21 protein-coding genes are annotated in these 26,596 nt (G+C 71.5%); 13 read left to right on the top strand and 8 right to left on the bottom strand.

Annotated features, from left to right (window positions below):
- The first annotated feature begins 71 nt into the window (after nucleotides 1-71).
- Nucleotides 72-860, top strand: a complete 789-nt coding sequence (locus HET64_RS07690) for an SDR family NAD(P)-dependent oxidoreductase (protein WP_215103298.1) — start codon at nucleotides 72-74, stop codon at nucleotides 858-860.
- A 75-nt stretch (nucleotides 861-935) separates the two neighbouring features.
- On the opposite strand, the gene rph is transcribed toward HET64_RS07690, so the two are convergent.
- The 3 genes from rph to HET64_RS07675 form a co-directional block, all read right to left on the bottom strand.
- The gene (gene rph, locus HET64_RS07685) at nucleotides 936-3,584 is read right to left on the bottom strand and encodes a rifamycin-inactivating phosphotransferase (RefSeq protein ID WP_215103297.1); all 2,649 of its coding nucleotides are present in this window, start codon (nucleotides 3,582-3,584) and stop codon (nucleotides 936-938) included.
- Between the two features lie 317 nt (nucleotides 3,585-3,901).
- Nucleotides 3,902-4,579: a response regulator transcription factor gene (locus tag HET64_RS07680; RefSeq protein ID WP_215103296.1), complete on the bottom strand. Its 678-nt coding sequence runs from the start codon at nucleotides 4,577-4,579 to the stop codon at nucleotides 3,902-3,904.
- A complete protein-coding gene (locus HET64_RS07675) occupies nucleotides 4,580-5,764 on the bottom strand; it encodes a histidine kinase (protein WP_215103295.1) in 1,185 nt (394 codons plus the stop codon). It lies immediately after the preceding gene.
- Nucleotides 5,765-6,029: 265 nt separating this feature from the next.
- On the opposite strand from HET64_RS07675, the gene HET64_RS07670 reads away from it, so the two are divergent.
- From HET64_RS07670 to HET64_RS07655, 4 genes are all read left to right on the top strand, one after another.
- Nucleotides 6,030-7,535 carry an alpha/beta hydrolase gene (locus HET64_RS07670; protein ID WP_215103294.1) on the top strand — a complete coding sequence of 502 codons (1,506 nt, stop codon included), beginning with the start codon at nucleotides 6,030-6,032 and terminating at the stop codon, nucleotides 7,533-7,535.
- 298 nt (nucleotides 7,536-7,833) lie between these two features.
- Nucleotides 7,834-8,490: a DUF5701 family protein gene (locus HET64_RS07665; RefSeq protein WP_215103293.1), complete on the top strand. Its 657-nt coding sequence runs from the start codon at nucleotides 7,834-7,836 to the stop codon at nucleotides 8,488-8,490.
- A 383-nt stretch (nucleotides 8,491-8,873) separates the two neighbouring features.
- Complete coding sequence (locus tag HET64_RS07660; protein WP_215103292.1) at nucleotides 8,874-11,870, top strand: family 16 glycoside hydrolase; 2,997 nt, start codon at nucleotides 8,874-8,876, stop codon at nucleotides 11,868-11,870.
- A gap of 167 nt (nucleotides 11,871-12,037) precedes the next feature.
- Nucleotides 12,038-12,586 (top strand): HAD domain-containing protein, encoded by a 549-nt coding sequence (locus tag HET64_RS07655; RefSeq protein ID WP_215103291.1) that lies wholly within the window; start codon nucleotides 12,038-12,040, stop codon nucleotides 12,584-12,586.
- Nucleotides 12,587-12,621: 35 nt separating this feature from the next.
- Here the strand turns inward: HET64_RS07655 and HET64_RS07650 are convergent, their stop codons facing one another.
- Nucleotides 12,622-13,206, bottom strand: a complete 585-nt coding sequence (locus HET64_RS07650) for a DUF998 domain-containing protein (RefSeq protein WP_215103290.1) — start codon at nucleotides 13,204-13,206, stop codon at nucleotides 12,622-12,624.
- A 104-nt stretch (nucleotides 13,207-13,310) separates the two neighbouring features.
- Nucleotides 13,311-13,730, bottom strand: a complete 420-nt coding sequence (locus HET64_RS07645; protein WP_215103289.1) for a DoxX family protein — start codon at nucleotides 13,728-13,730, stop codon at nucleotides 13,311-13,313.
- 26 nt (nucleotides 13,731-13,756) lie between these two features.
- On the opposite strand from HET64_RS07645, the gene HET64_RS07640 reads away from it, so the two are divergent.
- The gene (locus HET64_RS07640; protein ID WP_215103288.1) at nucleotides 13,757-14,248 is read left to right on the top strand and encodes a MarR family winged helix-turn-helix transcriptional regulator; all 492 of its coding nucleotides are present in this window, start codon (nucleotides 13,757-13,759) and stop codon (nucleotides 14,246-14,248) included.
- A 26-nt stretch (nucleotides 14,249-14,274) separates the two neighbouring features.
- Here HET64_RS07640 and HET64_RS07635 read toward each other — a convergent pair whose 3' ends face one another.
- Complete coding sequence (locus tag HET64_RS07635; RefSeq protein WP_215103287.1) at nucleotides 14,275-15,084, bottom strand: alpha/beta fold hydrolase; 810 nt, start codon at nucleotides 15,082-15,084, stop codon at nucleotides 14,275-14,277.
- A 257-nt stretch (nucleotides 15,085-15,341) separates the two neighbouring features.
- On the opposite strand from HET64_RS07635, the gene HET64_RS07630 reads away from it, so the two are divergent.
- The 6 genes from HET64_RS07630 to HET64_RS07605 all read left to right on the top strand — a co-directional run bounded on the left by HET64_RS07630 (nucleotide 15,342) and on the right by HET64_RS07605 (nucleotide 21,724).
- Nucleotides 15,342-15,749, top strand: coding sequence for a YciI family protein (locus tag HET64_RS07630; RefSeq protein ID WP_215103286.1), 408 nt, complete (start codon nucleotides 15,342-15,344; stop codon nucleotides 15,747-15,749).
- A 7-nt stretch (nucleotides 15,750-15,756) separates the two neighbouring features.
- Complete coding sequence (locus HET64_RS07625; RefSeq protein ID WP_215103285.1) at nucleotides 15,757-16,902, top strand: RNA polymerase sigma factor; 1,146 nt, start codon at nucleotides 15,757-15,759, stop codon at nucleotides 16,900-16,902.
- 152 nt (nucleotides 16,903-17,054) lie between these two features.
- On the top strand, nucleotides 17,055-17,333 hold the full coding sequence (locus tag HET64_RS07620) for a polyprenyl synthetase (RefSeq protein ID WP_215103284.1): 279 nt from the start codon (nucleotides 17,055-17,057) through the stop codon (nucleotides 17,331-17,333).
- On the top strand, nucleotides 17,323-18,378 hold the full coding sequence (locus HET64_RS07615) for a polyprenyl synthetase family protein (protein WP_215103283.1): 1,056 nt from the start codon (nucleotides 17,323-17,325) through the stop codon (nucleotides 18,376-18,378). Before HET64_RS07620 ends, HET64_RS07615 begins: the two co-directional genes overlap by 11 nt.
- An 87-nt stretch (nucleotides 18,379-18,465) precedes the next feature.
- Nucleotides 18,466-19,641, top strand: a complete 1,176-nt coding sequence (locus HET64_RS07610; protein ID WP_215103282.1) for an oxygenase MpaB family protein — start codon at nucleotides 18,466-18,468, stop codon at nucleotides 19,639-19,641.
- Nucleotides 19,642-19,792: 151 nt separating this feature from the next.
- Entirely contained in the window at nucleotides 19,793-21,724 is a 1,932-nt protein-coding gene (locus HET64_RS07605) for an HtaA domain-containing protein (RefSeq protein WP_215103281.1), read from the top strand.
- 102 nt (nucleotides 21,725-21,826) lie between these two features.
- On the opposite strand, the gene HET64_RS07600 is transcribed toward HET64_RS07605, so the two are convergent.
- Entirely contained in the window at nucleotides 21,827-23,947 is a 2,121-nt protein-coding gene (locus HET64_RS07600; RefSeq protein ID WP_215103280.1) for a glycoside hydrolase family 6 protein, read from the bottom strand.
- Nucleotides 23,948-24,423: 476 nt separating this feature from the next.
- Here HET64_RS07600 and HET64_RS07595 point away from each other — a divergent pair, with 476 nt between their 5' ends.
- Nucleotides 24,424-25,560, top strand: a complete 1,137-nt coding sequence (locus HET64_RS07595; RefSeq protein ID WP_215103279.1) for a sorbosone dehydrogenase family protein — start codon at nucleotides 24,424-24,426, stop codon at nucleotides 25,558-25,560.
- 154 nt (nucleotides 25,561-25,714) lie between these two features.
- On the opposite strand, the gene HET64_RS07590 is transcribed toward HET64_RS07595, so the two are convergent.
- Nucleotides 25,715-26,326, bottom strand: a complete 612-nt coding sequence (locus HET64_RS07590; RefSeq protein WP_215103278.1) for a helix-turn-helix domain-containing protein — start codon at nucleotides 26,324-26,326, stop codon at nucleotides 25,715-25,717.
- Nucleotides 26,327-26,596: the final 270 nt, after the last annotated feature.

Raw genomic sequence — 26,596 nt, 5'->3', positions numbered from 1 at the left:
CCCCTCGACCTCCAGCTCCGAACTCACCAGCCCTCAGCCCGCAGCCCTCGCAGTGTCGGAAGGACCGCGCCATGAACGCACCCGTATCCGAGCCGGACATCGCCTCTCGCGCCCATCGGAGCGTGATCGTCACCGGGGCCGCGTCCGGCATCGGCCGGGCCGCTGCTCTGGCCTTCGCCGCGCAGGGCGACCGCGTCCTCGCGGCCGACCTCGACGCGGAAGGCGCCGAGGAGACCGTACGGAGGGTCACGGCCGCCGGGGGCATCGCCCTGGCGGCCGTCGGGGACCTGGCCGAGCAACGGGTGGTGGACTCCGTGGTGGCCCGCGCGGTGGCGGAGTTCGGCGGGGTCGATGTCCTGGTCAACAACGCGGGAATCATGGACCGCATGTCGGCGGCGCACGAGACCGACGACGCCGAGTGGGACCGGGTGTTGCGCATCGACCTCACGGCTCCCTTCATCCTCACCCGTGCCGTACTCCCCCACATGCTGACCGCCGGCGCCGGCTGCCTGGTCTTCACCGGCTCCGAGGCCGGCCTGCGCGGAGCCGCCGCCGGGGCCGCGTACACCGCCGCCAAACACGGGATCACCGGGCTGGTGAAGAACCTGGCGGTGATGTACCGCGGGCAGGGCATCCGGGCCAACATGATCGCGCCCGGCCCCACCGCGACCGGCATCGGTGTCGACAGCAGCCCCGACGCGCACGGCCCGTCCGTTCTCAGGAGCCTCATCGGCGCGAACATCGGCCGCATCGGCTCGGCGGACGAACAGGCCGCCGCCATCGTCTGGCTCGCGTCCGATGCGGCTTCCTTCGTCAACGGCGCAGTCCTGCCCGTGGACGACGGCTGGTCTGCCGTCTGACGCGGTCCGGGCCGGGTACGCGCGGCGTGTCACGGGCGGACGGCGTTGGAGACGGGGGTGCCTCGGTGCGGGCGGTCAGGGCAGGAGTTCCACGTATCCGTCGGTTCCGTGGACGCGGATCCGCTGCCCGTCCCGGATCAGCCGGGTGGCTCGCTCCACGCCCACGACGGCGGGCAGGCCGTACTCCCGGGCGATCACCGCGCCGTGGGTCATCAGGCCGCCGACCTCCGTCACCAGGCCCGCGATCCCGACGAACAGCGGCGACCAGCTGGGGTCCGTGAAGGTCGTGACCAGGATGTCGCCCGCTTCGAGGTCGGCCTCCGCCATGTCGAGGATGACGCGGGCTCTTCCCTCGACGGTCCCGGCGGACACCGGCAGTCCGGTCAGCGCGCCGGCCGGCACGTCGTCGCGCCGGTACGCGCCGGTGACGGCCTCGCCGTCCGACGTCAGGACCCGGGGCGGGGTGAGCGCCTGGTAGGACCGGAACGCCTCCTTGCGCCGCTGGATGAGCCGCTCGTCCGCCCGGTTGGACCGTACGGCCTCGTGGAGTTCCTGGAACGTCAGGTAGAAGGCGTCCTCCTTCTCGGTGAGCACTCTGTCCCGCACGAGCCGCTCGGCCTCCGCCAGCAGGGCCCGCTTGTAGACGAAGTAGCGGCTGACGATGCCGTACTTCGGGTACTCCCGGTATCCGATGAAGGTCCTGACCCGGTCGATCATCCGCTGTGCCTCGTCGGCCTTCCGGTCCCCGTCCGGCAGGGCCCGCAGGCGTGACAGCACGTCCTGTTCCTTCTGCCGGGCCTTCCGCCGGCCTTGTTCGAAGCGCTGCTCGGCGGCGCCCGGCCCGAAGTTCCTCACGTTGTCGAGGATCACGGGAACGAGCGTGGTGGGGCGCTCGCTCCATCGCGGCCTGGTGATGTCGATCTCGCCGACGCAGCGCATGCCGTACCGGTCGAGGTACGCCTCGATCGCCTCCCGTGCCTCGGCACCGCCCTCGGTCTTCGCCAGCTCGTCCAGGAAGGTCGCGTCCTGGAGGTGCTCGGCGTCCCGCAGGAAGGCCAGCACCTCCGGCAGCGGGCGGATCACGTCCGCGACGTCGAGCAGCGCCAGTCCCATCTCCGACGTGATGTTGTCGGGGGCCGACAGCGTCAGCGTGTCGGCGACGTTCTTCTCACCCAGCCACTCCCGCAGCCTGTCGTTGAGCCACCAGGTGGCGTCCATCCCCGCCATGAGCGCCCGCATGCTCAGCGGGTCGGCCAGAACGCGCTTGTGCTCCTCGAAGGCCTCCTGCAGGAAGTCGAACAGCGCCGGACCCCTCTTCGTCCGGATGTCACGTTCCAGGGCGGCGACGGACGTCCGGCTCCGTTCGATCAGTTCGGTGACGACGGCCGGATCGGTCTCGATCGGGGCGGGCGCACCGGTGGACGGCGGCCCGACGGGAGCCGCGTCCGGGAGCGAGGGAACGAAGCCGTCGCGTTCGAGGACGGTCTCCAGGGCATCCCTGACCAGCGGATCGCCCTTCCCCATGACGTCCAGGAGGCTGTCACGGCTCGTGGGCGATGCCAGGCGCGGGGTGACATCGACGAACAGCCGCCCGCCGGCCTCGTGCATCGGCACCATGGCCGTCAGCTGCCACATGGAGTACCCGAGGGGCTTCATGGGGTCGGTCATCATCTGCTGGTGGCCGACGGAGACGTAGACGCGGTTCCCCCCGCTGTTCCCGTCGGTGTTCTCCCCGTCATTCCTCTCGTCACTGTTCTCGATGACGGGGAGCGGGAAGAGGGTGGTGATCGGCCTGCTCTGCACGATCCGGAAACCGTCGTCGACCAGGCACCATTCGATGTCCTGCGGGCGGCCGAAGTGCGCTTCGATCCTGCGGCCGAGCCCCACGAGGCGGACGGCCTGCTCGTCCGTCAGCGCCGGCCGCTCCCGCTGTCGTGCGTCGACCGCCACTTCCCGCGTACCACCGTCGGGCAGGGCGTGTACGGCGCGCTCCTTGGCGGCGATGGCCTTGGTGACGACTTCGCCGTCCCGGACCGTGAAGACGTCCGGGTTCACCAGGCCGGAGACCAGGGCCTCGCCGAGGCCGAAGCCGGCGTCCACGGTGGCGGCCTTCCGGTTGCCGGTGACGGGGTCGGCCGTGAACAGGATGCCGGACGCGTGCGGGAAGACCATCCGCTGCACGACCACGGCCATGTGGACCGTACGGTGGTCGATGCCGTTCCGCTGTCGGTAGATGACGGCCCGCTCGGTGAACATCGAGGCCCAGCACCGGCTGATGTGCCGGAGGACCGCGGTCGGCCCCAGGACGTTCAGATACGTGTCCTGCTGGCCGGCGAACGAGGCTGTCGGCAGGTCCTCCGCCGTCGCGCTGGACCGGACGGCGTACGCGGCCTGCTCGCCGAACCGGACGAGCGAGGAAGAGACCGCCGCCGCGATGTCTCCCGGGACGGCGGTCTCTTCGATGCTGCGGCGAATCCGTGCGCTGAGCGTGCCGATCGCCTCCCGGTCCTCCGGGTCCAGCCGCGACAGCTCATCGAGCCGCTCGTCGATCGGCGGGACGTCCGCCATGGCCCGCCGGAAGGCGTCCGTCGTCACGCAGAAGCCGTCCGGCACGCGGATGCCTTCGATCCGCGACAGTCCGCCCAGGTGCGCGCCCTTGCCGCCGACGGCCGCGACACGCGTCTCGTCGACCTCGCTGAGGTCCAACACGTACGGGTCCGTCATCGCGACACCTCCGGGGCGGTCGTCTTCCGTCGCGCTGCGGCAGCCGGTCGGATCACCGGCGCCTCGCCCTCTGTCGAACCTCTTGTCGGGCACGTACTCATCCCTGGTTTTCTTCCCTCTGACGAATGGACCGGCGGATCCTCCCGGCCGGTCGGCGCACGTCGTGCCACCGTTCCCGCTGGTGGTGGCATCGACCCGAGGATTCTGCGCCGTCACCGGGGTCTTGCCGCAAGCCCCCCGGTGAGCTATAAGTTGAGAGCGGCAAGGAGAGGTCCCTCTCCTTGCCATTGTTGTTCGTGCTTCCTCCGGGCGCCGGGTCATTCCTCCGCGTCGCGGACCAGCAGCGCGATCTGTACCCGGTTCTGGACCGCCAGCTTGGAGAACAGGCTGCCGGTGTGCGCCTTGACCGTCGCGACACTGATGTGCAGCCTCTGAGCGATCTCCGGGTTTCCCAGTCCGTCCGCGATGGCCCGAGCGGTTTCGTGTTCCCGTTCGGTCAGTGCGGACAGCCGTTCCCGCGCGGCCCGACGGGTCGCGTCACGGGCGTGGGAGGACTGCGGGCCGGTGGCCGCGGCGATCACCCGTGCCGTGGCGGCCGGCGACAGCACGGGGGTGCCGTCCGCCACGGCCCGCACGGCGTCGAGGATCCGCACCGGCGGGGTGTCCTTGAGGACGAACCCGAGAGCTCCGGCCCGCAGGGCGCCGAGCACCAGGTCGTCGGAGTCGAAGGTCGTCAGCATGAGCACCCGGGGCGGCGCCGGCCGGGCCAGGAGCACCCGGGTCGCGCCGAGTCCGTCGAGGCCGGGCATCCGTACGTCCATCAGCACGACGTCCGGCCGCTGCTCGTCCACCGCGGTGATCGCGGCGTTCCCGTCGGCCGCCTCCGCGACGACGGTCAGATCCGGTTCACCGTCGATGACGAGCCGCAACGCCATGCGTACCAACTGGTCGTCGTCGACGATGACGACACGCACCGGCTCCCGTTCGCTGTCCACTCATGCTCTCTTCTCGTGGGTGGGTTTCGGCCAGGGTAGCCGCGCGCTGAGGACGTAGCCGTGGTCGGCCGTGGGGTGATGGTGGAGTGTTCCGCCGGCCAGGCCGACCCTTTCGGTGAGGCCGAGCAGCCCGAATCCCGATGCGGGTGGCCGTTGCGTGGTGCTCGTGGTGGCCGGGGCGTTGCGGACGTCGACGCCGAGCCCCTCGCCCGACGCGCCTTCGAGTGCGATGCGGACGGGCGCGCCCGGGGCGTGTTTGGCGGCGTTGGTCAGCCCTTCCTGGACGACCCGGTAGCAGGTTCGTCCCACGACGTCGGCCGGTGTTCCCGTCACCTCGGTGGTGAGGGTGACGTCCAGTCCCGACGCGCGGGCGTCGGCCACCAGGTCGGGGATGCGGTCGAGAGAGGGCTGCGGTGGTTCCGGGTGGCCCGGGTCGGCCCGGAGCACACCGAGGACATCGCGCAGTTCTTCCAGTGCCTGGTGGGAGCCCTCGGCGATGCCGCGGACCAGGAGACGGCTCTCCTCGGCTCCGAGGTCGCCGCGGTGGTCCAGCACTCCGGCCTGCATGGCGACCAGGGAGATCCGGTGCGCGAGCACGTCGTGCATCTCGCGGGCGATCCGGTTGCGCTCCAGGACCCGTGCCTGCGTCGCTCGTGCCGTCTGTTCCCGTTCCGCGCTCTCCGCGCGGTCCCGCAAGGACCGCACCTCGACGCGCCGCGCGCCGATGGCCATGCCCACGGCCGCCGCGATGCCCGCGGTCAGGGCCGGCAACGCGAGCTGCAACCAGAGCATGCCGGGCGGGTTCTGGACCGGGTAGACCCCGCCCGCGAACTGTGACGCGGCCACATAGGCCAGGGCGACGGCCCCGATCTCCACCGGACGTCGGCGCGTGGAGATCGAGCCCAGCGCCAGGAGGGCGGCGCCGGTGGCGAGCGTCGACGCGGTCGAGGCGACCGCGACCGTCATGGCGACGGCGAGGGGGAATCGCCGGCGCCACAGCAGGGCGGTCAGGCAGCCGAGGGCCACGAGCGGATCGCCGACGCGGAACCAGGAGCCCGGTCCGGCGCCCTGCTCGTGGAGCAGCACTCCGATGTAGAGCCAGATCGGCACGCTCACCGCGGTGGCCGCCGCCAGCCGCCAGATCTGCTGCCACCGTCCGAGCCGTGGCGCGCCGTACGTGTTCACCCGTTCATTGTCGCGAAGCCGGGACGCCGGCGAGTCGTCCCCGGGGCGGAGGCGCACTCGACCGGAGTCGTACCCGCGTCCCGCCCGTGGTCGGCGCCGCTCCGGGCCGCCGGGCCGATGTGCCGCCCGGGCCCGCACGCACAGACTCGTCCGGACGGCGGCCCGAGGGTGGAGGCGGCCCGTACGACACCGACACACAGCCGGCGGGCGCTCAGCGCCGGTGTTCCCGGCGCCCCGTGCGCCCCATTCTCCAGGAGGACGTCAGATGCGTAGTACATCCTTGTCCCTCACTCTCGCCGTCGGCGTCGTGGCGGTGGCGCTCGCCGTGCCGGGAGCGTCCGCGGCGGCTCCGGACACCGTGCGGGTGGGTCCGGGCGCCGGCGGGGCGAGTCCGGGCCCCGTGCGGTGGGGCCCGTGCCCCGAGGACATCACCGCTCCCCGGCTCGAGTGCTCGACGCTCGACGTGCCGCTCGACTACCGGCACCCGGACGGCCGTCGGATCGAGATCGCGATCTCCCGGCTGGCGAGCGAGAACCCGTCGAAGCGCCGCGGTGTCCTGGTGACGAATCCGGGCGGTCCCGGGGGTGCGGGGCTGGACTATCCGGCGGTTCTGGCCGGTGCGGGGCTGCCCCGGGAGGTGCTCGACTCCTACGACGTGATCGGCTTCGACCCTCGTGGCGTCGGCCGGAGCGCGCCCGTGACCTGCGATCTGACGCAGGAGCAGCAGTACCGCGGCAACTTCGCGCCGTACGCGCACACAGCCGCCGATGTCGCGCGGGAGGCGGGGTACGCGCGGACCGTCGCGAAGCAGTGCGCCACCTCGCGCACGGCGTCGGTGCTGCCGCACATCACCACCGCGAACACCGCGCGCGACATGGACCGGCTCCGGGCGGCGCTGGGTGAGCAGAAGATCTCGTACCTCGGTCACTCCTACGGCACCCATCTCGGTGCGGTGTACGCGACGATGTTCCCGAAGCGCGGCGACCGGGTCGTCCTCGACAGCAATCTGGGTCCCGGCGGCTATGACGTCACGGCCATGCGGTCGTTCGGCCGCGGGCTGGAGGACCGGTTCCCTGACTTCGCGGAGTTCGCGGCCGCGCACCCCCGGTACGGTCTGGGTGCCACGCCCGGGCAGGTGACCGCGAAGTTCTTCGATCTCGCGAAGCGGCTGGACGGGAAGCCGGTCCGGGGCATCGACGGGACCGCGTTCCGCGCGGTCACGTTCGAACGTCTTTACGCCGATGTCCTCATGCCCCACCTGGCGGAGTTCTGGCAGGCGGTCGACAGGGACCGGCCGCTGCCGGCGTCTCCTCCGCCGCCGGCGAACCTGGAGAACCTCTTGGCCGCGCGCCACTACGTGATCTGCAATGACTCGCGCTGGCCGGGGACGGTGCGGGAGTATCAGCGCAACGTCGCCGTCGACCGGATGAGGTATCCGATGATCGGGGCGTCCACGGCCGGGATAGGACCGTGCGCGTTCTGGCCGGCGGAGCGGGTCGAGCCGCCGGTGCGGATCGGTGACCGGGGTCCGTCGAACGTGCTCATGGTGCAGAACGAGCGCGACCCGGGGACGCCGCTGGCCGGCGCCCGGGAGCTGCGACGGGCGTTCGGCCAGCGGGCCATGCTGGTGACGGCCGACCAGGGCGGACACGGTGTCTACCCGTTCGGCGGCAACACGTGCGCGAATGACGCGGCGACGGCGTTCCTCACCACCGGACAGCGCCCGGCGCGGGACCTGGCCTGCCCGGCCGAACCGGGCGGGCAGGGGTAGCGGAAACAGCGGGCGCGCGGTGGCGGGGGCGTCGGGTCGTGTGTGCGGCGGGCACAGTGGGAACGGAACTGTCGGCGGGCGACGGCAAGGCCGGCCGGGAATGGCCGACAGGGACGGCCGGCGGGGCGTCCGGGCCGTCGGGTGAACCGCGGATCGTCCGCGTACCGGCCGACGTCGGGGCGGCAGCACGGAAGCGGGCCCGCCCGGGAGGGGACGTGGGCGCGTCGGGAACACTCCGGCGAACTCTCTCGTTCGACCTCCGGCCCCCTGCCGCGAACCGTGAATCCGAGGAACCGCCTTGCCCGATGCCTCCACTGCTGACGCCGTGCACCCGCTCCCGTCGCCCTCCGCCCAGGCGGAGCGCCTGATCGGGCTCGGGGTCCACGAGATCGCGGGGATTCCCGCCGAGGACATCCGCGCGTTCGCCGGAACGGCCGGCCGGCGCCGTGACGTTCTGCTCGCCGTCCATCCGGACCGCGCCCCCGCCTCCGCCCTCGCGCCGCTGCTCCTCCGCGACGGCAAGCCCGGCTTCGTCGTCGTCGACATGCCCGACGTCGACCGGTTCGCCCCCACCGCGGTCGAACTTCCCGACGCGCCTGTCTATTTCGTCGCCGGGCCCGACCGCGGCGACCACCTGGCCAACTGGAGCCCGGAAGAGGCGTTGCCCGCCCTCACCGAGGAGGGCCGCACCCCGTTGGTGCTCACCGAAGGCATCCACTGGGTCCTGCAGCGGCCGGCGGTGCTTGAGCGGAACCTCTGCTTCATGACCATCGGGTCCCGGCTGCGCAAGGCGAACGGCGCCCTGGACGCGCGTACCCCGGCGCTCTGGATCAGCAACGGCACCGGTCGGGACGGCAAGGAGCGGCGCAACGCCCCCAAGGTCGGCTGGTGCTGGTGGGGCAACCGCCATACGTGGCTGGGATTCGCCTCCGCCACGGGCCGCGAAGGCCAGTAGCGCCCGTCCGCCCGGCCTTTGATCCACCTCCGATGACCCACCTCCGATGCAGCGGGCCGCGCTGGCCCGCTGCATCGGCGCGCGCGAGAACACCTCCCCGGAGTGCGCGGCCCGAGCCCTGACACTTGCTGACTGAGCGCCAGATGCCTTGTACAACAAGGGGTTTGGCTACTTTGCATCAACGCCTGCGAACTTTGAACACTGTGGTGACGAAGTATGGACGCCGCCGGTAGAAGCCTCCTACTGTTCTCGGCGCAGCCACCGGAGTCCCTGTCCGGACGATGCGCTGCCCCACCGCACGAGCCGAACGTTCACCCCCGGGCGCCGGGTGGCCCCACCCACCGCCGCGACGTGCCCCTCGCCGCGAGGGGCCAGGAGGAAGAATGCATCCACGGCCGCTCCACCGTTGCCGCAGACATCTCACCGGTCTGCTGGTCTCCGCGTTTCTCGTCGGCGCCTTCTCCGCCGTGCCGGCCGCCGCCGCGCCGGTACCGCGGGACGAACTCCCGCCGCAGGAGCCGGGCGTCACCCTGCGCGTCTTCGACGTGCAGGTCCCCCTCAGCGAGCTGTGCGACATCAAGGCCGGACAGACGCCGAACGTCGACAAGTTGATGCCGGGCATCGACTGGAGCTCGCCGGACGACTTCGGCTTCGGTGATCACTTCGTCTCGCAGGTCACGGCCAACCTCACCGTGCCTGACGACGGTGCGTACGGCTTCCGCCTGACCAGCGACGACGGTTCGCGGCTGCGGATCGACGGCTCCACCGTCATCGATCACGACGGGCTGCACGGCGCCGAGCCCAAGGACGGGTCGGCCGAGCTGACGGCAGGTCATCACGCGCTGCGGATAGACCACTTCGACCGCACCGGTGGCCAGCAGGTCACCCTCGAATGGAAGCCGCCCGGCGCGGGTGACTTCACCGTCGTGCCGAACTCCGTACTGAGCACCGACGCCGACGTCGTACGGGTGACGGCGCCGGGCCGCAAGGAGTGCGAGGGCGCCCTCGACTCCCCCGGCGACGGGCTGCCGCTGACCTCTACGCACCCGGACTACGCGCTCACCGATCTGCGGCCCGCGGGCTTCGAACCGCAGGTCACCGCGATGGACTGGCTGCCCGACGGCCGGCTCGCCGTCACCACCTGGGGCGGCACCGACAACACGACCGGCGAGGTCCACCTCCTCGACAACGTCCAGGGCGACACCGGTCCCGGGGAAGTGACGGCCAAGAAGGTGGCCGAGGGGCTCAAGGAGCCGATGGGCATCAAGGCCGTCGACGGCAAGCTGTACGTGTCCCAGAAGCACGAGCTCACCGAGCTGACCGACACCGACGGCGACGATGTGACCGATGAGCGCCGGACGGTGGCGACCTGGCCGTACGGCGGGAACTTCCACGAGTTCGCCTTCGGTCTGCTCTACCGGGACGGCTACTTCTACCTGAACCTGTCCGTGGCGATCGACCTGGGCGGGGCGACGACCGACCCGCAGCCCGCGCCGAACCGCGGTTCGACGATCAAGGTGAACAAGGAGACCGGCAAGGTCGACTACATCGCCGGAGGTCTGCGGACACCCAACGGCATCGGCTGGGGCCCGGAGGGCGACATGTTCGTCCTCGACAACCAGGGCGGCTGGCTGCCCTCCTCGAAGCTGCTGCACATCAAGCAGGACCGCTTCTTCAACCACTACACCAACCCGTCGGGCCCCTTCGACGCGAAGCCGGTGACCAAGCCGGTGCTGTGGCTGCCGCAGAACGAGATAGCCAACTCCCCCAGTACACCTCTGCAGTTGGACGAGGGCCGGTTCGCCGGGCAGATGCTGTTCGGTGACGTCACGTACGGCGGCATCCAGCGCGCCTATTTGGAGAAGGTCGACGGCGAGTACCAGGGAGCGGTCTTCCGCTTCACCCAGGGCCTGGAGGCGGGGGTCAACCGGATCAGCATGGGTCCGGACGGCGCGATCTACGCCGGTGGCCTCGGCGCGGGCGGCAACTGGGGCCAGGAGGGCAAGCTGACCTACGGGCTCCAGAAGCTCTCGCCCAGCGGTGACAAGGCCTTCGACATCCTGGCGATGCGTGCGAAGCCGGGCGGCTTCGAGCTGGAGTACACCGAGCCGCTCTCCGAGGAGACGGCCGCGAAGCTCGCCGAGAGCTACCGGGTCGAACAGTGGGCGTACGCCCCGACCCCCGCCTACGGCGGCCCCAAGATCGACGAGGAGTCCCTGGACGTCGGTGCGGCCACCCTGTCCGAGGACCGCAAGAAGGTCACGCTGACCCTTCCCGGGCTCAAGGCGAACCGTGTGGTCCACGTCCGCTCGCCGCGCCCCTTCAGCTCCGCCGACGGCACGGAGCTGTGGAGCACGGAGGCCTGGTACACCCTCAACTCCCTGCCCGGCGACCAGCCCCCGGCCACCCGGTACGAGGCGGAGGAGGCCGCCCTCAGCGGCGGTGCGGGCTTCGACACCGAGCACGCGGGCTATTCGGGCGGCGGCTTCGTCGACGACTTCGGCAGCGAGGGAGCGGCGGTCACCTTCGACGTGGAGGCCGGGAAGGCGGGTCCCCACGATGTGGGTCTGCGCTACTCCAACGGGCCGGATCCGGCGCCCGGCACCAAGACGGTGAGCGTCCATGTCAACGGCGAGAAGGTCCGGCAGACCGAGCTGCCGTCGACCACCGACTGGAAGACCTGGTCGACGGGGACGGAGCAGCTGGAGCTGCGCGAGGGCCGCAACACGATCACCTACTCCTACGACAGCGGTGACACCGGTCATGTGAACCTGGACATGATCACCGTCCATCCGAAGGGGGCCCGTGTCCAGCTCTTCGACGGCACGGACCAGGCGGCCTGGCAGCATCCGGACGGGCGGGCGCCCGAGTGGCCGGTGAGCGGCGGGGAGATGGAGATCGCCGGCGGGGACCTGCGCACCAAGCAGGGCTTCCAGGACTTCCGTGCGCACGTCGAGTTCCGGCTGCCGAACCTTCCGCCGGACGTGACCGGCCAGGACCGCGCCAACAGCGGCGTGTATCTGCAGGAGCGCTATGAGGTGCAGATCCTCGACTCGTACGGTGACACCACGCTCGCCGACAACGAGGCCGGGGCGATCTACACCAAGAAGGCCCCGGACGTGAACGCGGCCACGGCCCCGGAGACCTGGCAGACGTACGACATCACCTTCCGCGCCGCCCGCTTCGACGCCTCGGGCGCGAAGACGCAGGACGCCCGGGTCACCGTCGTGTGGAACGGCGTCACCGTCCACGACGACGTGGCCGTCGACGGCCCGACGGGCGGCGGAGCTGCCGAGGGTCCGACGGCCGGGGCGATCAAGCTCCAGGACCACGGGAGCAAGATCCGCTACCGCAACGTGTGGGTGGAGCCGCTCACCTAGGGCCTCCCGTCCGGGATGATCCGGGGCCCGACGTACCGGTTCCGGGGTGGCAGCGGTCTGCTGTCACCCCGGAGCCGTCCGCATCGGCGCTCCCACCGCGCGCCGCGCCGGCCGGGGCCCTGCCGCCGGGTCCGTGCGCCCGGTGGGGTCACCGCTATCGTGCTCCCGTGACTCGCACCGCGCAGCGTCCGCTGCTGTTCCTCGACGTCGACGGTCCGCTCATCCCCTTCGGTGCGACGTCCCGCCCCCACCCGACCTACGGGACGGCCCCCGGGACTCCGGGCACCGGCGCGAATCCGCTTCTGACCAGGATCGATCCCCGGCACGGGCCCCGGCTCGCGGCGCTGCCGTGCGAGCTCGTGTGGGCGACCACGTGGATGGAGGACGCGAACGCGTGGATCGCCCCCCGCATCGGCCTGCCGCCGCTGCCCGTCGTCCACTGGCCCGAACCCTCCGAGGACGAGGCCGCGGCAGGACAGGAGAGCCGGGACGAGCGGGACGGGCTGCACTGGAAGACCCGCGCCCTCGTCGTACGGGCCGCCGGCCGTCCGTTCGTCTGGGTCGACGACGAGATCACGGACACCGATCGGACCTGGGTCTCCGCGCACCACCCCGGCCCGGCCCTGCTCCACCGGGTGAATCCCCGGCGAGGCCTGGCGGACAGCGACTACACGACTCTCGACGCCTGGCTGCGAAGCCTGGCCGACGGCGCGTAGGCGCGTTTCCCCGCGTCCTCGGGGCTTCGGTTCCGTCAGGCCGCGCTTCTGCGGCAGGAGACGACCACCAGGAACGGCCACAGGGCCTGGGCGAACGTCACGACACGCTCGGCGACGCCGGGCGCCCCCGCGCTCTGCAGCTCCGCCAGGAACCACAGAGCGCTCGCGCCCATCAACGCGCTCGCGGCGAGCGACACATCGGGCCTCAGCCCCCACGGCACCGGCTTCCTGTCCCGTACGGCGGCCAGGAGAGGCCACACCGCCAGCAGCACGAGGCCCACGGTGGACACGGCCCCGTGCTCCAACGCCCCGCCGCTGTCCGGGACGGGCACCAGCGTCAGCGCCAGTGCGCACAATCCGCCGCCGGCCAGGGCCACCCGGCCGGCGGGGGCCGCCGGCCGGAGCGCGTGCGCCGTCACCACGTAACACGTCCCCAGCACCAGCAGCATCCCCGTCATCAGCCAGTAGCCGGCAGCACCGTAGGAGGCCAGCACGCTCAAGGTCTGCCTCGCGGGGTCGTACTCCGGCCCCTGGCGCAGCTGCGCAATCGTCCAGGAGCCGACCAGAAGGACGGGGGCGCATCCGAAGAAGACCAAGGCCCACCAGGGAGCAGATCGCATCGAGCCAGCATAAATGTGAGCATCTCGCCCATTGCTGACATCCGCCCGATTCGGTCGGCCGCGCCACCAGCGACGCGGGGCACACCCGGCAGCGCTCGGGGCGTTCAGGCCGACAGCACGCGCAGGACCAGTGCGGCGGCGGCCAGCAGGGCGAGCACCACGGGCGGCGCGATCTCGTAGTCCTTGACGCGCAGGTGGGTGACGACGGCCCCGATGAAGTAGAGGACGACGCCGACGGCCGCGGCGGATCCGATCAGCGGCACACCGAGGCCGATCAGGAGGCCGAGGGCGCCGGCTGCCTTGAGCGAGGCCAGCCAGGGGAACCAGGTGCCGGGGACGCCCACCTTGCCCATCGAGGCCGTGATGGCCTCGTTGCGCGTGAACGTCAGCACGGCGGAGGCGCCGAGCGCGAAGGCGAGAAGGACGCCGACCACGGCGTAGGCGATGAACATGGTTACCTCGAGATCATCAATGATGCGAATGGCTAGATCGTTGATGACTATAAACGATTTTAGAGGTTCCACAATATGGGTCCTGATACCGTGGTGGAATGCCAGCTCAGGACAGGGCCGCCCAGCCATCGGCGGGGCCTTCGACGTCTCCCGGTGATCCGGGCTACCGCCTCGGATTCCTGCTCGCCTACCACGGCAACGCGACGCAGACCCTCATCCACAAGGCGCTCGCGGCCACCGGGCTCACCCCGCGGCACATGATGACGCTCCTGCAGCTCGCCGACGGGCCGGTCACACAGAAGGCGCTCATCGAGAGGCTCGACGTCGACCCCAGCGTCCTCGTGGCCCTCCTCAACGACCTGGAGGGCGACGATCTCGTACGCCGTCGCCGCGACACCGCCGACCGGCGCCGCCACATCGTCGAGATCACTCCGCGGGGCGCCTCGCAGCTCCGGACCTCGGACACGGCACTCGACACCGTGGAGGACGGACTCTTCGCGGACCTGTCCGAGCGCGACCGGGCCACGCTGCGCCGACTGCTGGGCAAGCTGCGGACCTCCCCGCAGGACTTCAGCTGCACGGAGGAATGAGCCCCGCGGTCCTCGACGCCGCCCGCTCAGATCGCGGTGTCCTCCGGGGCCGCCCCGGTCTCGGCCCGCCGGATGGGCATCATCGTCTCCACCGACTCGTGTGCGAGGTGGTCGAGGATCAGCCGGTTGACCAGCGCAGGCTTCTCCAGCGGAGCCAGGTGGGACGCCCCGGGAACGACAGCCAGCTCGGCGTCCGGGATCGCGCGGTACAGGGCCGTCGTGTGCTCCAGCGTCATCAGGTCGTCATCGCCGACCATGACGAGGGTGGGCGCCCCGACGCGGGACAGGTCCTCGGCCGTCAGCGTCGGCTGCGTGCGCCACATGTCGACCACCTTCGCCGCCACCACCGGCCAGTGGTCCGCGCCGTCCGGTGAGACGGGCTCGTACATCTCCCGGAAGAACGCGAGACCGGGCGCGGCGGGGGTCATCGCGTCGAGCATCGACGGCTCGACGAAGCACTCGGTCCCCGGGCGGAAGTTGGCCCCGATCGCCACAGCTCTGCGGACGAGGTCGGGACGGTCCATGGCGACGAGCAGCGCGACGACTCCCCCGTCGCTCCAGCCCACCAGATGCGCCGGTTCCCCGACGACCTCCTCCAGGAAGGCCACCGTGTCGTCGGCCATGTCCTGGTACGTCAGCGGACCCGCGACGTCGGCCGTGTGCCCGTGGGCACGCCGTTCCGGCAGATACACGCGGTGGGCGGCGGCGAGGTCGGCGCGCTGCGCTCCCCACGTGTCGTTGGTGCAGAAGCCGCCGTGCAGCAGCACCAGCGGGTCGCCGGCCCCCTCGGTCTCGTACCAGGTCCTGACACCCGGCAGATCCGCGTACTCACCCATCGTTCCGGGCCTCCCCGGGGCAGTCGTCCTGGTGGTCCCGTCTCCGTCCAGTCTGCGTCGCGGTTCCGTGGGCCGCCATGCGGAGCCCGTGCGGTGAGGTCCGTGGGGCCCGCGCGAGCAGGGATCGCGGGCTCGCGACCGGCCCGCCGAAAAGATTTCGAGAGGTTTTCGGGCGACGATGTCGAGAACCCGTATCCGGCTCCGTCCCTGGAGTGAAAGCGGCCACAAGGGGCCGCACAGCACCGAGGAGTACCACCATGGCCAAGTACCTTCTGCTCAAGCACTACCGCGGAGCCCCGGCCTCGGTCAACGATGTGCCGATGGACCGGTGGACGCCCGAGGAGATCTCGGCGCACATGCAGTACATGCAGGACTTCGCGGACCGGCTGGAGAAGACCGGCGAGTTCGTCGTCGGGCAGGCGCTCGCCCCCGAGGGCACGTGGGTCCGGTACGACGGCGAGGGCCGCCCGCCGGTCACCGACGGGCCGTTCGCCGAGACCAAGGACCTCATCGCCGGCTGGATGATCATCGACGTCGACGGCTACGACCGCGCCGTCGAACTGGCCGGGGAGCTGTCGGCCGCTCCGGGGGCGGGCGGGAAGCCCATCCACGAGTGGCTGGAGGTCCGCCCGTTCCTGTCCGCGCCGCCCACCGTCACGGAGTGACGCCACGATGAACGAGGCCCTTCTGCGGAGCCTCACACCGAGCGTCCTCGGCATCCTCGTCCGCCGCGGAGCAGACTTCGCGGCGGCCGAGGACGCCGTGCAGGACGCCCTGGTCGAGGCGGTCCGCGTATGGCCGGACGAGCGACCGGGGGACCCGAAGGGCTGGCTGGTCACCGTGGCCTGGCGGCGGTTCCTCGACGCGACCCGGGCGGAGGCCGCCCGGCGGCGGCGGGAGGACCTCGTCGACGAGGAGCCCGCGCCCGGCCCCGCGCGGGCGGTGGACGACACGCTCCAGCTCTACTTCCTGTGCGCCCACCCGTCGCTGACGCCGTCGTCGGCCGTCGCGCTCACCCTGCGCGCGGTCGGCGGGCTCACGACCCGCCAGATCGCCCGGGCCTATCTGGTGCCCGAGGCGACCATGGCGCAGCGCATCAGCCGGGCGAAGCGCACCGTCTCCGGCGTGCCGTTCGATCAGCCAGGCGATGTCGCGACCGTGCTGCGCGTCCTCTATCTGGTCTTCAACGAGGGCTATTCCGGCGACGTCGACCTCGCCTCCGAGGCGATCCGGCTCACCCGGCAGCTCGCGGCGACGATCGGCCATCCGGAGGTGGCGGGGCTGCTCGCCCTCATGCTGCTCCACCATGCCCGCCGCGCCACCCGGACCGCGTCCGACGGGGGCCTGGTGCCGCTCGCCGAGCAGGACCGGGGCCGCTGGGACACCGGGGCGATCGCCGAGGGTGTCGAGATCCTGCAAGGGGCCCTCGCCCGCGACCGGCTGGGTGAGTTCCAGGCCCAGGCCGCCATCGCGGCGCTCCACGCCGACGCGCCGACCGCCGCGGAGACCGACTGGGTGCAGATCGTCGAGTGGTACGACGAACTGGCGGGCCTGACGGACAGCCCGGTCGTGCGGCTCAACCGTGCGGTCGCCGTCGGCGAGGCCGACGGACCGCGCGCCGGGCTGACCGAACTCGCCGCGCTGAGCGACACGTTGCCCCGTCACACTGCGGTGGCGGCGTATCTCCACGAGCGCGACGGCGACCTGACGAAGGCGGCCCGGCTGTACGCGGAGGCGGCCCACAAGGCCCCCACGCTCGCCGAGCGCGACCACCTCACCCGCCAGGCAGCCCGGCTGAACGCCGGTCTTCGGCGCTGACAGACCGACAGGTGGCGGTGGCGGTGAACCGTACGGTCGAGCGAGTTGATCACTCGATCGTGACTTCCGCCCCTTCGGCGCCCGGTGCGTCGCGATGCTGTGGAGCAGGCGCGCGACCCGCGCCGTCGGAAGTTGTGGGGGTGGGGAGTGGCATGACGCGAGAAGCGGGACATGACGGGGACCTGGACAAGCGGGTGGTCCTGCTCGTGGCGGGGGCGGCCGATCTGGCGGTGAGCGCGGTGGGCTCGGCCCTGGGAGCGGTGCGCGGGCTGCTGCGTCGCTCGGACGCCGCGGAACTGGCCGCGGACGCCGAGCACGAGCTGATGGCGCGCGGGCGCCTGGTGCTGGGCCGGTACGCCGTCCCGCCGCCGGCCCATCTGGAGCTGCTCGCCCGGCATGCCGTCGCCCGGCGGGCCGCCGATGACGAGTGATCGCTGGGACGCGGCCGCGTTCAAGGTCCGGGTCGATGAGGTGCTGCACCCGTTCGTCGCCCGGGAGGCCGATCTGTTCGCGGCGATCGACCCGGCCCTGGCTCCGGTGGCCGCACAGGTGGAGGCGGTCGTCGCGGACGGCAAACGGCTGCGAGCGGCGTTCTGTTACTGGGGCTGGCGGGCGGCGGGACAGCCGGAGAGCGACGCGCTGGTGCGGGCGGCGGCCTCCCTCGAACTGATCCACGCCGCCGCTGTCGTGCACGACGATCTCATCGACGACAGCGCTCTGCGGCACGGCCGGCCCACCGCACACATCGCTCTGCGCGGTGCCGTGCGCCGTCGCCCGCGTTCCGTCGCCGCCGCCAGGTCGCTGGCGATGCTGGTGGGCGATCTGCTGATGGGAATGGCCGGGGAACTGTTCACCACCAGCGGTCTGCCCGTCGCCTATCTGGGCCGGGCCCGCCCGTTGTGGTCGGTTCTCGGCCGGGAGCTGATCGCGGGCGAGTGCCTGGAGATCCTGCGCACCGGAGCGGAGCCGGACACCGCGGCCTCACTGAAGGTGATCCGGTACAAGACCGCCAAGTACACCGTCGAGCAGCCCCTGTTGATCGGTGGCGCGCTGGCCGGGGCCGGCGGCCGGCTGTGCGAGGGCTACTCCGCCTACGGGCTGCCGCTGGGCGAGGCCTTCCAGCTGAGGGACGATCTGCTCGGGCTGTTCGGAGACCCGGGGCGCACCGGCAAGGCCAATGCCGACGACGTGTGCGGCCACCGGCCCACGGCCCTGCTGGCGGAGACCTGGCGGGTCGCGGGTGCCGACGACCGTGACCGGCTCCGGGCCCTTCTGGGCCGTCGCGACCTGGACGAGGACGGGCTGAACGCGGTGCGCGCGGTCATGCGCGGGCTGAAGACCCCCGGCCTCGTCGAAGACATGATCACGGCGCGCGTCGGGGAAGCCCTCGGCGCCCTCCACGAGCTGGACGTGCCACCGGGCGCGGCCGACGCCCTGACCGCGCTGGCGAAGTCGGCGACCGTCCGGCTGTCCTGACCCCTCACCCGCCCGCCGCGCAGAGCACCGCACCCATCGCACCGCCCTGCACCGCACCGCACCGCACCGAGAACGAGGAAGTCCGTCTTGACCTGTACCGAGGCTTCGATGAACGCCCTGCGGCAGGGCGGTGACGAACTGGCCGACGCCACCGTCGCCGCGCTCTTCGAACGCGGGGAGGTGGGCAAGTTCAACACGCTGATGCGCTACGTCTCCACCGCCGGCGCTCCCCTGCCGGACGGGTTGCCCGATGTCGCCCGGGACTACCTTCAGGCCACAAGTGCCCCACCGGCCTGGGTCGACTGGGAGGAGATGGAGAAGGCCCGGCTGTTCTTCATCGACAACAACGTCCATATCTCCACCGCGCTGTCGTTCGCCTCCATGCCGGCCTGCTATGTGGTCCCGCACGTGGCGAAGCTCCTCTCCGCCACCCACGGGCTGAAGTACCCCTCCAAACGGATGGCGGAGACCGGCCAGTTCACCGTCTACCTGATGCGGCCCGACGCCTTCGAGGCCGGGGGCCGCTTCCTCCCCGCCGCACAGAAGGTCCGCCTCCTGCACGCGTCGATCCGCCATCACCTCCTGCGCGAGAAGCGGTGGGACACCGAGGCGCTCGGGACGCCGATCTGCCAGGAGGACATGATCGGCGGGCAGATGTTCTTCTCGCTGCTCGTGCTCGACAGCCTGCATCGCCTCGGCGTCCACCTGTCGGAGGAAGGCGCGGCGGCCTACTACTACGCCTGGCGCGTGGTCGGCGCGATGCTGGGCGTCAGCCAGGAGGCCGTGCCCCGGTCCCTGGAAGAAGCGCGCCAGTTCCTCGACCTCTACATGATCCGGCACATGGGGCCCTCCGAGGAAGGCGCGCTGCTGACCCGGCAGCTCATCGACCTCTACGAGGAGGTCGTGCCCGGGACCCTCTTCGACCCGATCGTCTCCGCGCTCGTCCGGCACCTGGTCGGCGACACCTGCGCCGACTGGCTCCAGGTGCCCCGCACCTCATGGGACACCGTCGTCAAGGCCGTGCCCCACCTGCTCGGAGTCCTGGAGACCGTCGAGGACCGATCGCCCCTCGGCGCCTGGGCGCTGGACCGCCTCGGTCACCTCACCACCGTCCTCGAACTGTCCTCCCTCACCCGTGGACGCGTGATGCACTACGCCATCCCCGAACAGCTCAAGGAGGAGTACGGCGTCTCCCCCGGGGCGTCCCGCGCCCGCCGCTGGAGTCCGCCCGCCGTCACCGTCCCGGCCACACCCCCGTCGTGACAATTAGGTAAGCCTCACCTAATATGCGATGTGTCGTCTTCGGGTCCCCACACGCCGAGAAGCCGGTATCCCCCCTTCTTTCGTTCGCCTCCCGGGAACGGCTCCGTCGTGACGTGCGCCGTACCCCTCCCCCGAAGGAGACATGCAGCGCATGTCCATGCCCCGCCGCGGCCGCCTGGCCGCTCTCGCCGCCCTGACCGTCGTATCCGTGGGCGCCGGCATCCTCGCCGTTCCCGCCTCCGCCGCCACCCCGGGCATCCACGCGGCCGAGCGGGCCGAGACCGGCGGTACCACGTCCGCGGCCTCCCCGATCCTGGTGTCCGGCCGGTCCTCCTGGGGCTTCAAGGACTCCTGGGTCCGCTACGTCACCGGCTCGGGCGGCTCGGTGAACGTGGCCGGCGGTGCGACCGCCGACGCGACCGGACGGGTCGGTTATCCCGTCAAGCACGGGTCGGTGGACCCTGCCGAGCGCTCCGCCGATGTGCGCTTCGGCGGCTCGGTCACCTACGCGGTCCCGAGTCACGGGATATCCGCCATCACGCTCGCCAACCCGCGTGTCGTCCTCAAGGGCGGCAAGGGCACGCTCCACATGGACGTGACGACCGACATCGCCGCCGGCAAGGCCCCGGTGACCACGCCCGGCGTACCGCTCGCCGCGCTCACGGCATCCGCCGACGCGCTCGACGGAGCCGCCCTCGACTGGACGGGCATCACGGCCACGCTCACCGACGAGGGCGCGGCCATCTTCGCCTACCAGGGCCGGCCCATGTACGCGGTCGGCACGGCGCTGGACCCCGTCGCCATCAGCGGCGGCGTCAGCGTCCCCACCCTGACGGTCAGCCAGGTCACCGGCCTGGGCGCGGAGAACGAGGTCACCGTCAGCGGCAAGGGCTACCAGCCCGGGCGTGGCGTGTATCTGGCCCAGTCCATCGCCCTGCCAGGCACCACCTACCCCAGCGTCTTCGGCAACGCGGCGTACATCCGTCAGGTCGGCGCGGACGGCGCCTTCAGCGTCACGTTGAAGCTCACCGAGACCTTCACCCCCTCCGGGGCCCCCGTCGTCGACTGCCGCACCACCGCCTGCTTCGTGACGAGCTTCAACTCGCACGACGGCAGCGACCCGGCCTGGATGCCCTCCCGGGCCCAGGACGTCGCCCAGCCGCTCACGTTCGGCGTCGAGGTCCCCGCCGCCACCGTCACCCAGCACCCCGCGCCGCGTACCGTCCGCTCGGGCGCGACCGGTACGTTCACCGCCGCCGCGACCGGCGCGGACTCGGTCCGCTGGGAGCGCAGCACCGACCGTGGCGCGACGTGGAGCACCGTCTCCGGAGCCGCCACCACCACCCTGTCGGTCAAGGCGTCGGCCGCGCTCAACGGCCACCGCTACCGTGCCGTCTTCGTCAACACGTCCGGTGAGACGGCCACTTCGGCGGCCGCGCTCACGGTGTCCGCCGTGCCCGCCCGGATCGTCTCCTTCAACGCCTCTCCGGAGCCGGTCGGCAAGGGCGGCAAGCTGAAGGTGGTCGCCACGCTCCAGACCGCCGGCGCCACGGACAACGTCTGGCGGCCGCTGGCCAAGGCGCCCGTCGTGATCGAGTTCCGGGCGAAGGGCGGCAAGACCTGGAGCCGGGCGACCACGGTCAGCACCTCCGGCAAGGGCGTCGCCTCGGCGTCGGTCACCGCCGTCAAGGACGGCACCTGGCGCGCCCGTTACGCGGGGACCGCCGACCGCGCCGCGGCCGTCAGCACCTTTGACAACGTGGACGTCAAGCTGCGGACCGCCGTCTCCGGCTTCAACGCCTCTCCCGAGCCGGTCCGCAAGGGGCGCACCATCACCGTCAAGGGCACCCTGCGCAGCCTCGACGGCACCTGGAAGAACGCCTCCGGCCAGTCCGTGATCATCCTGTTCAAGGCCGACGGCTCCAGCAAGTGGAGCAAGCTGGCGACCGTACGCACGAACGGCAAGGGCGTGTTCTCGAAGGGGTTCACCGCCAAGAAGGACGGCACCTGGAAGGCGCAGTTCAAGGCCACGTCGTCCCGTCTGGCCACGACCGGCGCCGGCGACCGGGTCGACGTGCGCTGACCCGGGTCCTGTCCGTCCCGGCCTCCGCGCCGCTGCCCCTCTCCCGTCGTCCGGGGAGAGGGGCAGCGGCAGTGCCGGGTGCCTTGCCGGTGGTGGAGCGGGTCAGGGGGCGGTGCCCCAGGCGAGGGTGGTGCCGGTGAAGACGCCGATCCTCGGGGCGTCGGCGAAGGCGGTGTTGGTGGAGCGGCTGTAGTCGTCGCTCTCCTGGAACGCCGACCAGTCGCTCTTGTTGAGCCGCAGTTGGATCTCCCCGGTCGTGGCGCCCGCCGCGAGGCTGCCGCTGCCGAAGCCGACCTCCAGGTAGTGGCCGGCTCCGGTGGCCGGTGTGCCCACCGGCCGGACGCCGTGCGTCACGCTGCCGCAGCCCAGCACCGCGTAGTCGCAGGCGGTGGCGAAGGTGCTCGCGCCGCCGTCGGAGGTGAACCAGTAGCGGGCCGTGACCGTGGACAGGTCGATAGCGGCCGAACCGGTGTTGACCAGGCGGAGGGACATCCGGATCTGGTTGTCGGCCGGGGAGTTGTCGGTGTTGCGGTACTCGGCCTTGAGCGCTCCCGTTCCGGCGCCGCCGCCCGCCTCGGTGGTGACCTGTGCGGCCGGGGTCCCCGCCGAGACGTTGCCTGCCGCGTCCTTGGCCCTGACCGAGTAGCTGTAGGCGGTCGAGGCGCTCACGCCGGTGTCCGTGTAGGTCGTCGTGGCCGTCGTCCCCACCCGGGTGCCGTCGCGGAGGACGTCGTACCCCGTGACGCCGGTGTCGTCCGTGGACGCCGTCCAGGCGAGGGCGACGCTGCTGCTGGACTTGGCCGTCACCCGCAGGTTCGTGGGCACGGTCGGCGCCTGTGTGTCGTCCTCGCCTCCGCTGCCGCCGTCCAGCGGCGGGTGGGCGTTGCGGAGCAGTTCCTGGAACTGTCCGGAGAACCAGTGCCCTGCCACCGGGGAGTCGGGCAGCGCGCCCGTGAGGTTGAAGCCGTTGCGGCCGTTGCCGGTGTACGTCGGATCGCACATCCGGTCGAAGCCCTTGCCCTCGTCGTTGTCGATGGGCTCGCTGCTGCCGTCGGACTCACCCGGGGGCTTGGCCCAGACGTAGGCGTCGATCCCCGGCTCGGGGGCGGTCGTGGGGCGCTCGCCGATGCCCGCGCCGCTCTGGTTGCACCAGTTGCCCGCGTGGATGCGGCGGTCGGTCCGGCCCCCGTCGACATAGGCGTCGGCGCTGGTCAGAGGTCCGGGTCCGGCGGGCCGGGAGGAGCCGCCCCAGCCGTTGCGGGCGGTGTCGATGAGCATGCCGATGTCGGAGGCGAAGCCCTGACGGACCAGTTCCGTGCGCAGGGCCTTGGCGAACGAGAGCTCGTCCACGTAGTAGTTCCAGTCCACCCAGCGCGACTGGCGCACCGTGGTCCCGTTCACGGAGTCGGTCACCGCGAAGTGCGGCTCCTGGAGCGCCGAGTAGTTGGCCGTGTTCACGATGAAGCCGTGCACGTCGGAGACGGTGGCGCCCTCCGTCGTCGCGGCCTTCTTGAACTGCTGTGCCGCGGGGACGAAGTTGGAGTCCCAGCCGAGCCAGCCGTGGTGGGCGGCGTCCACGTAGTTGTAGACGTTGGGCAGGGCGCCCAGGGTGTGCAGGGCGTATCCGATGCCCTTCTCGTAGTTGCCGTTGGCCTTCATCGTGGCGCACTCGGGGGTGGAGCCGGCGGTCCCTCCGGCGTTGGTGACGAGGTTGGGCAGCGAGTCCGGTTCGATGAGCGTGACGATGCGCAGGCTCGCGTAGGCGGGGTCGCCGAGGATGCCGGCGATGGGGTCGATGTAGTCGTCCTTGTAGCGGCTCAGCTCGGTGGGGCCGAGTTCACCGTTGGATGCGAGGGCCGCGCAGTCCCGGCCGGGCAGGTTGTAGATGACGACCTGGAAGAGGTCGGCTCCCTGGCTCACGGCCGTGTCGAGGTGCGCGCGCAGGCCTCGCGCGCCGGGTGTTCCGCCGATCGCGGCGATGCGGTCCATCCAGACGAAGGACGGCTCGTCCGCGATGACGTCGCCGCCGGGCTCGGCTGCGGCCTTGGCGGACCAGTCGGGGTTCACGTACGCGGTGGCGCCCGCGTAGGGGTTGTCGACGCGGGCGGCGGCCGACGCCTGTCCGGGTACGGCCACCGCGAGTGCGGCGCCCATGACCAGTGCGGACAGTGCGGCGGCCGCTCTTCTGCGAAGTGCGTGCGGGGTGGTGCCTCTGCTTCTCATTGCGGCTCCGTGCTCCTCTCGTACGTCCGTCGGGGGTGGCGACGGACGGGTTCAGGGGTCCGTGACGCTCAGGAGGTAGGGGATTCAGGTGGGAAGCGTGCGTGTGGGAGCGCTCCCAAACTGGCGTGGCATTCGATGACTGTCAAGCGGTGCAACGCAATTACGTTGCACGGAAGCGCAGTTGGAAGAAATTGGAGCGCTCCCATCAACGGCCGAACAGGGGGCACGCATACATCACCGGTCGCGTTCGCGTCGACGATTGGCCGACTACCGACTTGCGGGGGGCGCGAACGGCGCCGCGGGAGAAGACGCCGCAGCGCTGGTCTAGGCCAGACCACGTCCGTCCCCCTATCCTCACCCGTAGCCGGTGCCACACCAACTCCCCCACCCAGGTTGCCTGCCGGCTCGCGCCCCCCACTCAACTCCGCTCGAGCAGCCGGGTGACCTCCCCCATTCGCCGCCTCCAGGAGGCCACGGTGAAATTTCGCACCAGAAGCTCGGCGATCATCGGCACGCTCTGCCTCGTCACGTCATTGGCGTTGGCCACGGCGTCGGCCGACGAGCCCGCCGCCCCGGTTCAGCCGGTGAGCGCGTCCCTGACCGAAGTGGCCAGGGCCCAGGGGCCGTCGGCCGGAGCAGCCGGGCCCGATGACACGCTGTGGATCGCCGAACGCGCGGGCACCGTAAGAGTTCTGGATGATCAGGGCCTCGGCGCACCCGTGCTCGACATCTCCGACGAGACCACCACGGACGGCGAACGCGGCCTGCTGGGCGTCGCGTTCGACAAGACCTTCGCGCACTTCTACATCTCGTTCACGGACCTCGAAGGCACCAGCACCGTGGACGAGTTCGCCGTGGAGGGCGGCGAACTCCAGCCGGAGACCCGGCGCACCGTCCTCACCCAGACCCAGCCGTACGCGAACCACAACGGCGGGGACATCAAGTTCGGCCCCGACGGCTATCTGTACATCGCCTTCGGTGACGGCGGATCGGGCGGCGACCCGCACGGCAACGGACAGAAGCTCGACACGCTGCTCGGCAAGCTGCTGCGGATCGACCCGAGCGGAGGCGAACCGTACGCGATCCCGGCGGACAACCCGTTCGTGGACGACGCGAACGCGAAGGACGAGATCTGGTCCTACGGGCTGCGCAATCCGTGGCGGTTCTCCTTCGACGCGGGCACGGGCGACCTACTGATCGGCGACGTCGGCCAGAGCGACTGGGAGGAGATCGACTGGGCCCCGGCGGACAGCGAGGGCGGCGAGAACTACGGCTGGTCCTCCATGGAGGGCACCCACCCCTTCCGCGGCGGCACGGAGCCGGCGAACCACGTCCCGCCGGTCCACGAGTACGACCGTACGGGCCTCGGCTGCTCGGTGACCGGCGGATTCGTCTACCGCGGCGACGCACTGCCGGACCTTCGGGGGAGCTATGTGTTCAGCGACTACTGCGACGGCACGCTGCGCACGCTCCAGCTGGAGAACGGTGAGGTGACCGGCGTGGGCGACCTCGGAGTCAGCGGCGGCGAGGTCATCTCGTTCGTCGAGGGCGGTGACGGCGAGCTGTACGTCCTCGGCAGCGCCGGCGCCGTCTCGCGCGTCGACCCCGCGTGAGCCGCTGAAGCGCACGGACGGTCAGCCGCACGGACCGATGCCGGGGGCCCGCCGATCATGACGACCGGCGGGCCCCTGCCCGCATGGTCCGGCCGTACGCGAGGGGGCTCGGACCCGACCGCACGGCAGGCACCCTTATGCCCCCCCGCATCCATCACGGGAGGCTCCGGCCGGGCGGGGCCGGGCGGCCCGTCCTCTCCGCGCCTTCGCCCCTCTCATGGCCACGGCGGGCGTCCCGGTCGAAGATGCCCAGCAGCTCGCACGGCCCGCCCTCGGCGCCGATCGCGTGCGGGAGCATCGTGGGGAACTCCGCCGCCTGGTTCGTCTCGATCCGCAGGCGCCGGTTGCCCAGGAGCAGGATCGCGGTGCCGGAGAGGACGACGAGCCACTCACGGCCCGGATGGGCGCGCAGCCGGGAAGGGTTGTCGGGCGGCGGCTCGGTCATGCGCTGACGGATGACGGTCATGCCGGGTTCCGCCTTGATGGGCCACCGCAGCTGACCGTGGGCCCCGTCGACCACCGGGTTGGAGACGATGTCGTCGGAGGCGGTCTCGACCAGCTGGTCGAGGGAGGTGTCCAGGGCGCGGGCGAGCGTGACCAGCTGGTCCAGGGCCAGCCGGCGCCGGCCGTTCTCGATGCGGCTGAGCGTGGACTGGCTGACCTTCGCGCGGGCGGCCAGCTCCTCCAGGGACCAGCCCTGGGCCACGCGCAGGGCGCGGATGCGTTTGCGTACCAGGCTGTCCAGCTCACCATCTTCTTGCGTCATAGGCATGATCGTATGCCACTGGGGCAAGGTGCGCTGGGCGTCGGTCACTCCTGGGGCCTCGGCCCTTCACCTGGGGCACCCGCGTCGCGGGTGTACGCCGGTGGAGAGGAATCCATGAGTCCGAACCAGCCAGGCCCGGTGTTCCCGACTCCCGCGAGCGGTCCGCGCACGGGTTCGACGTCGGTGGCGCGCCGGCCTCCGTCGTGGCCGCTCTCCTCCTCCAGGTGCTGGTCCGGGGGCCGCTGCGGCCGGCCCGCACCGCGGACACAC

The organism is Streptomyces sp. McG3, from assembly GCF_018619185.1.
GTDB lineage: Bacteria > Actinomycetota > Actinomycetes > Streptomycetales > Streptomycetaceae > Streptomyces.
Note: the sequence above shows the minus strand (reverse complement) of the source record. Positions and strands in the feature narration are given on the sequence as shown.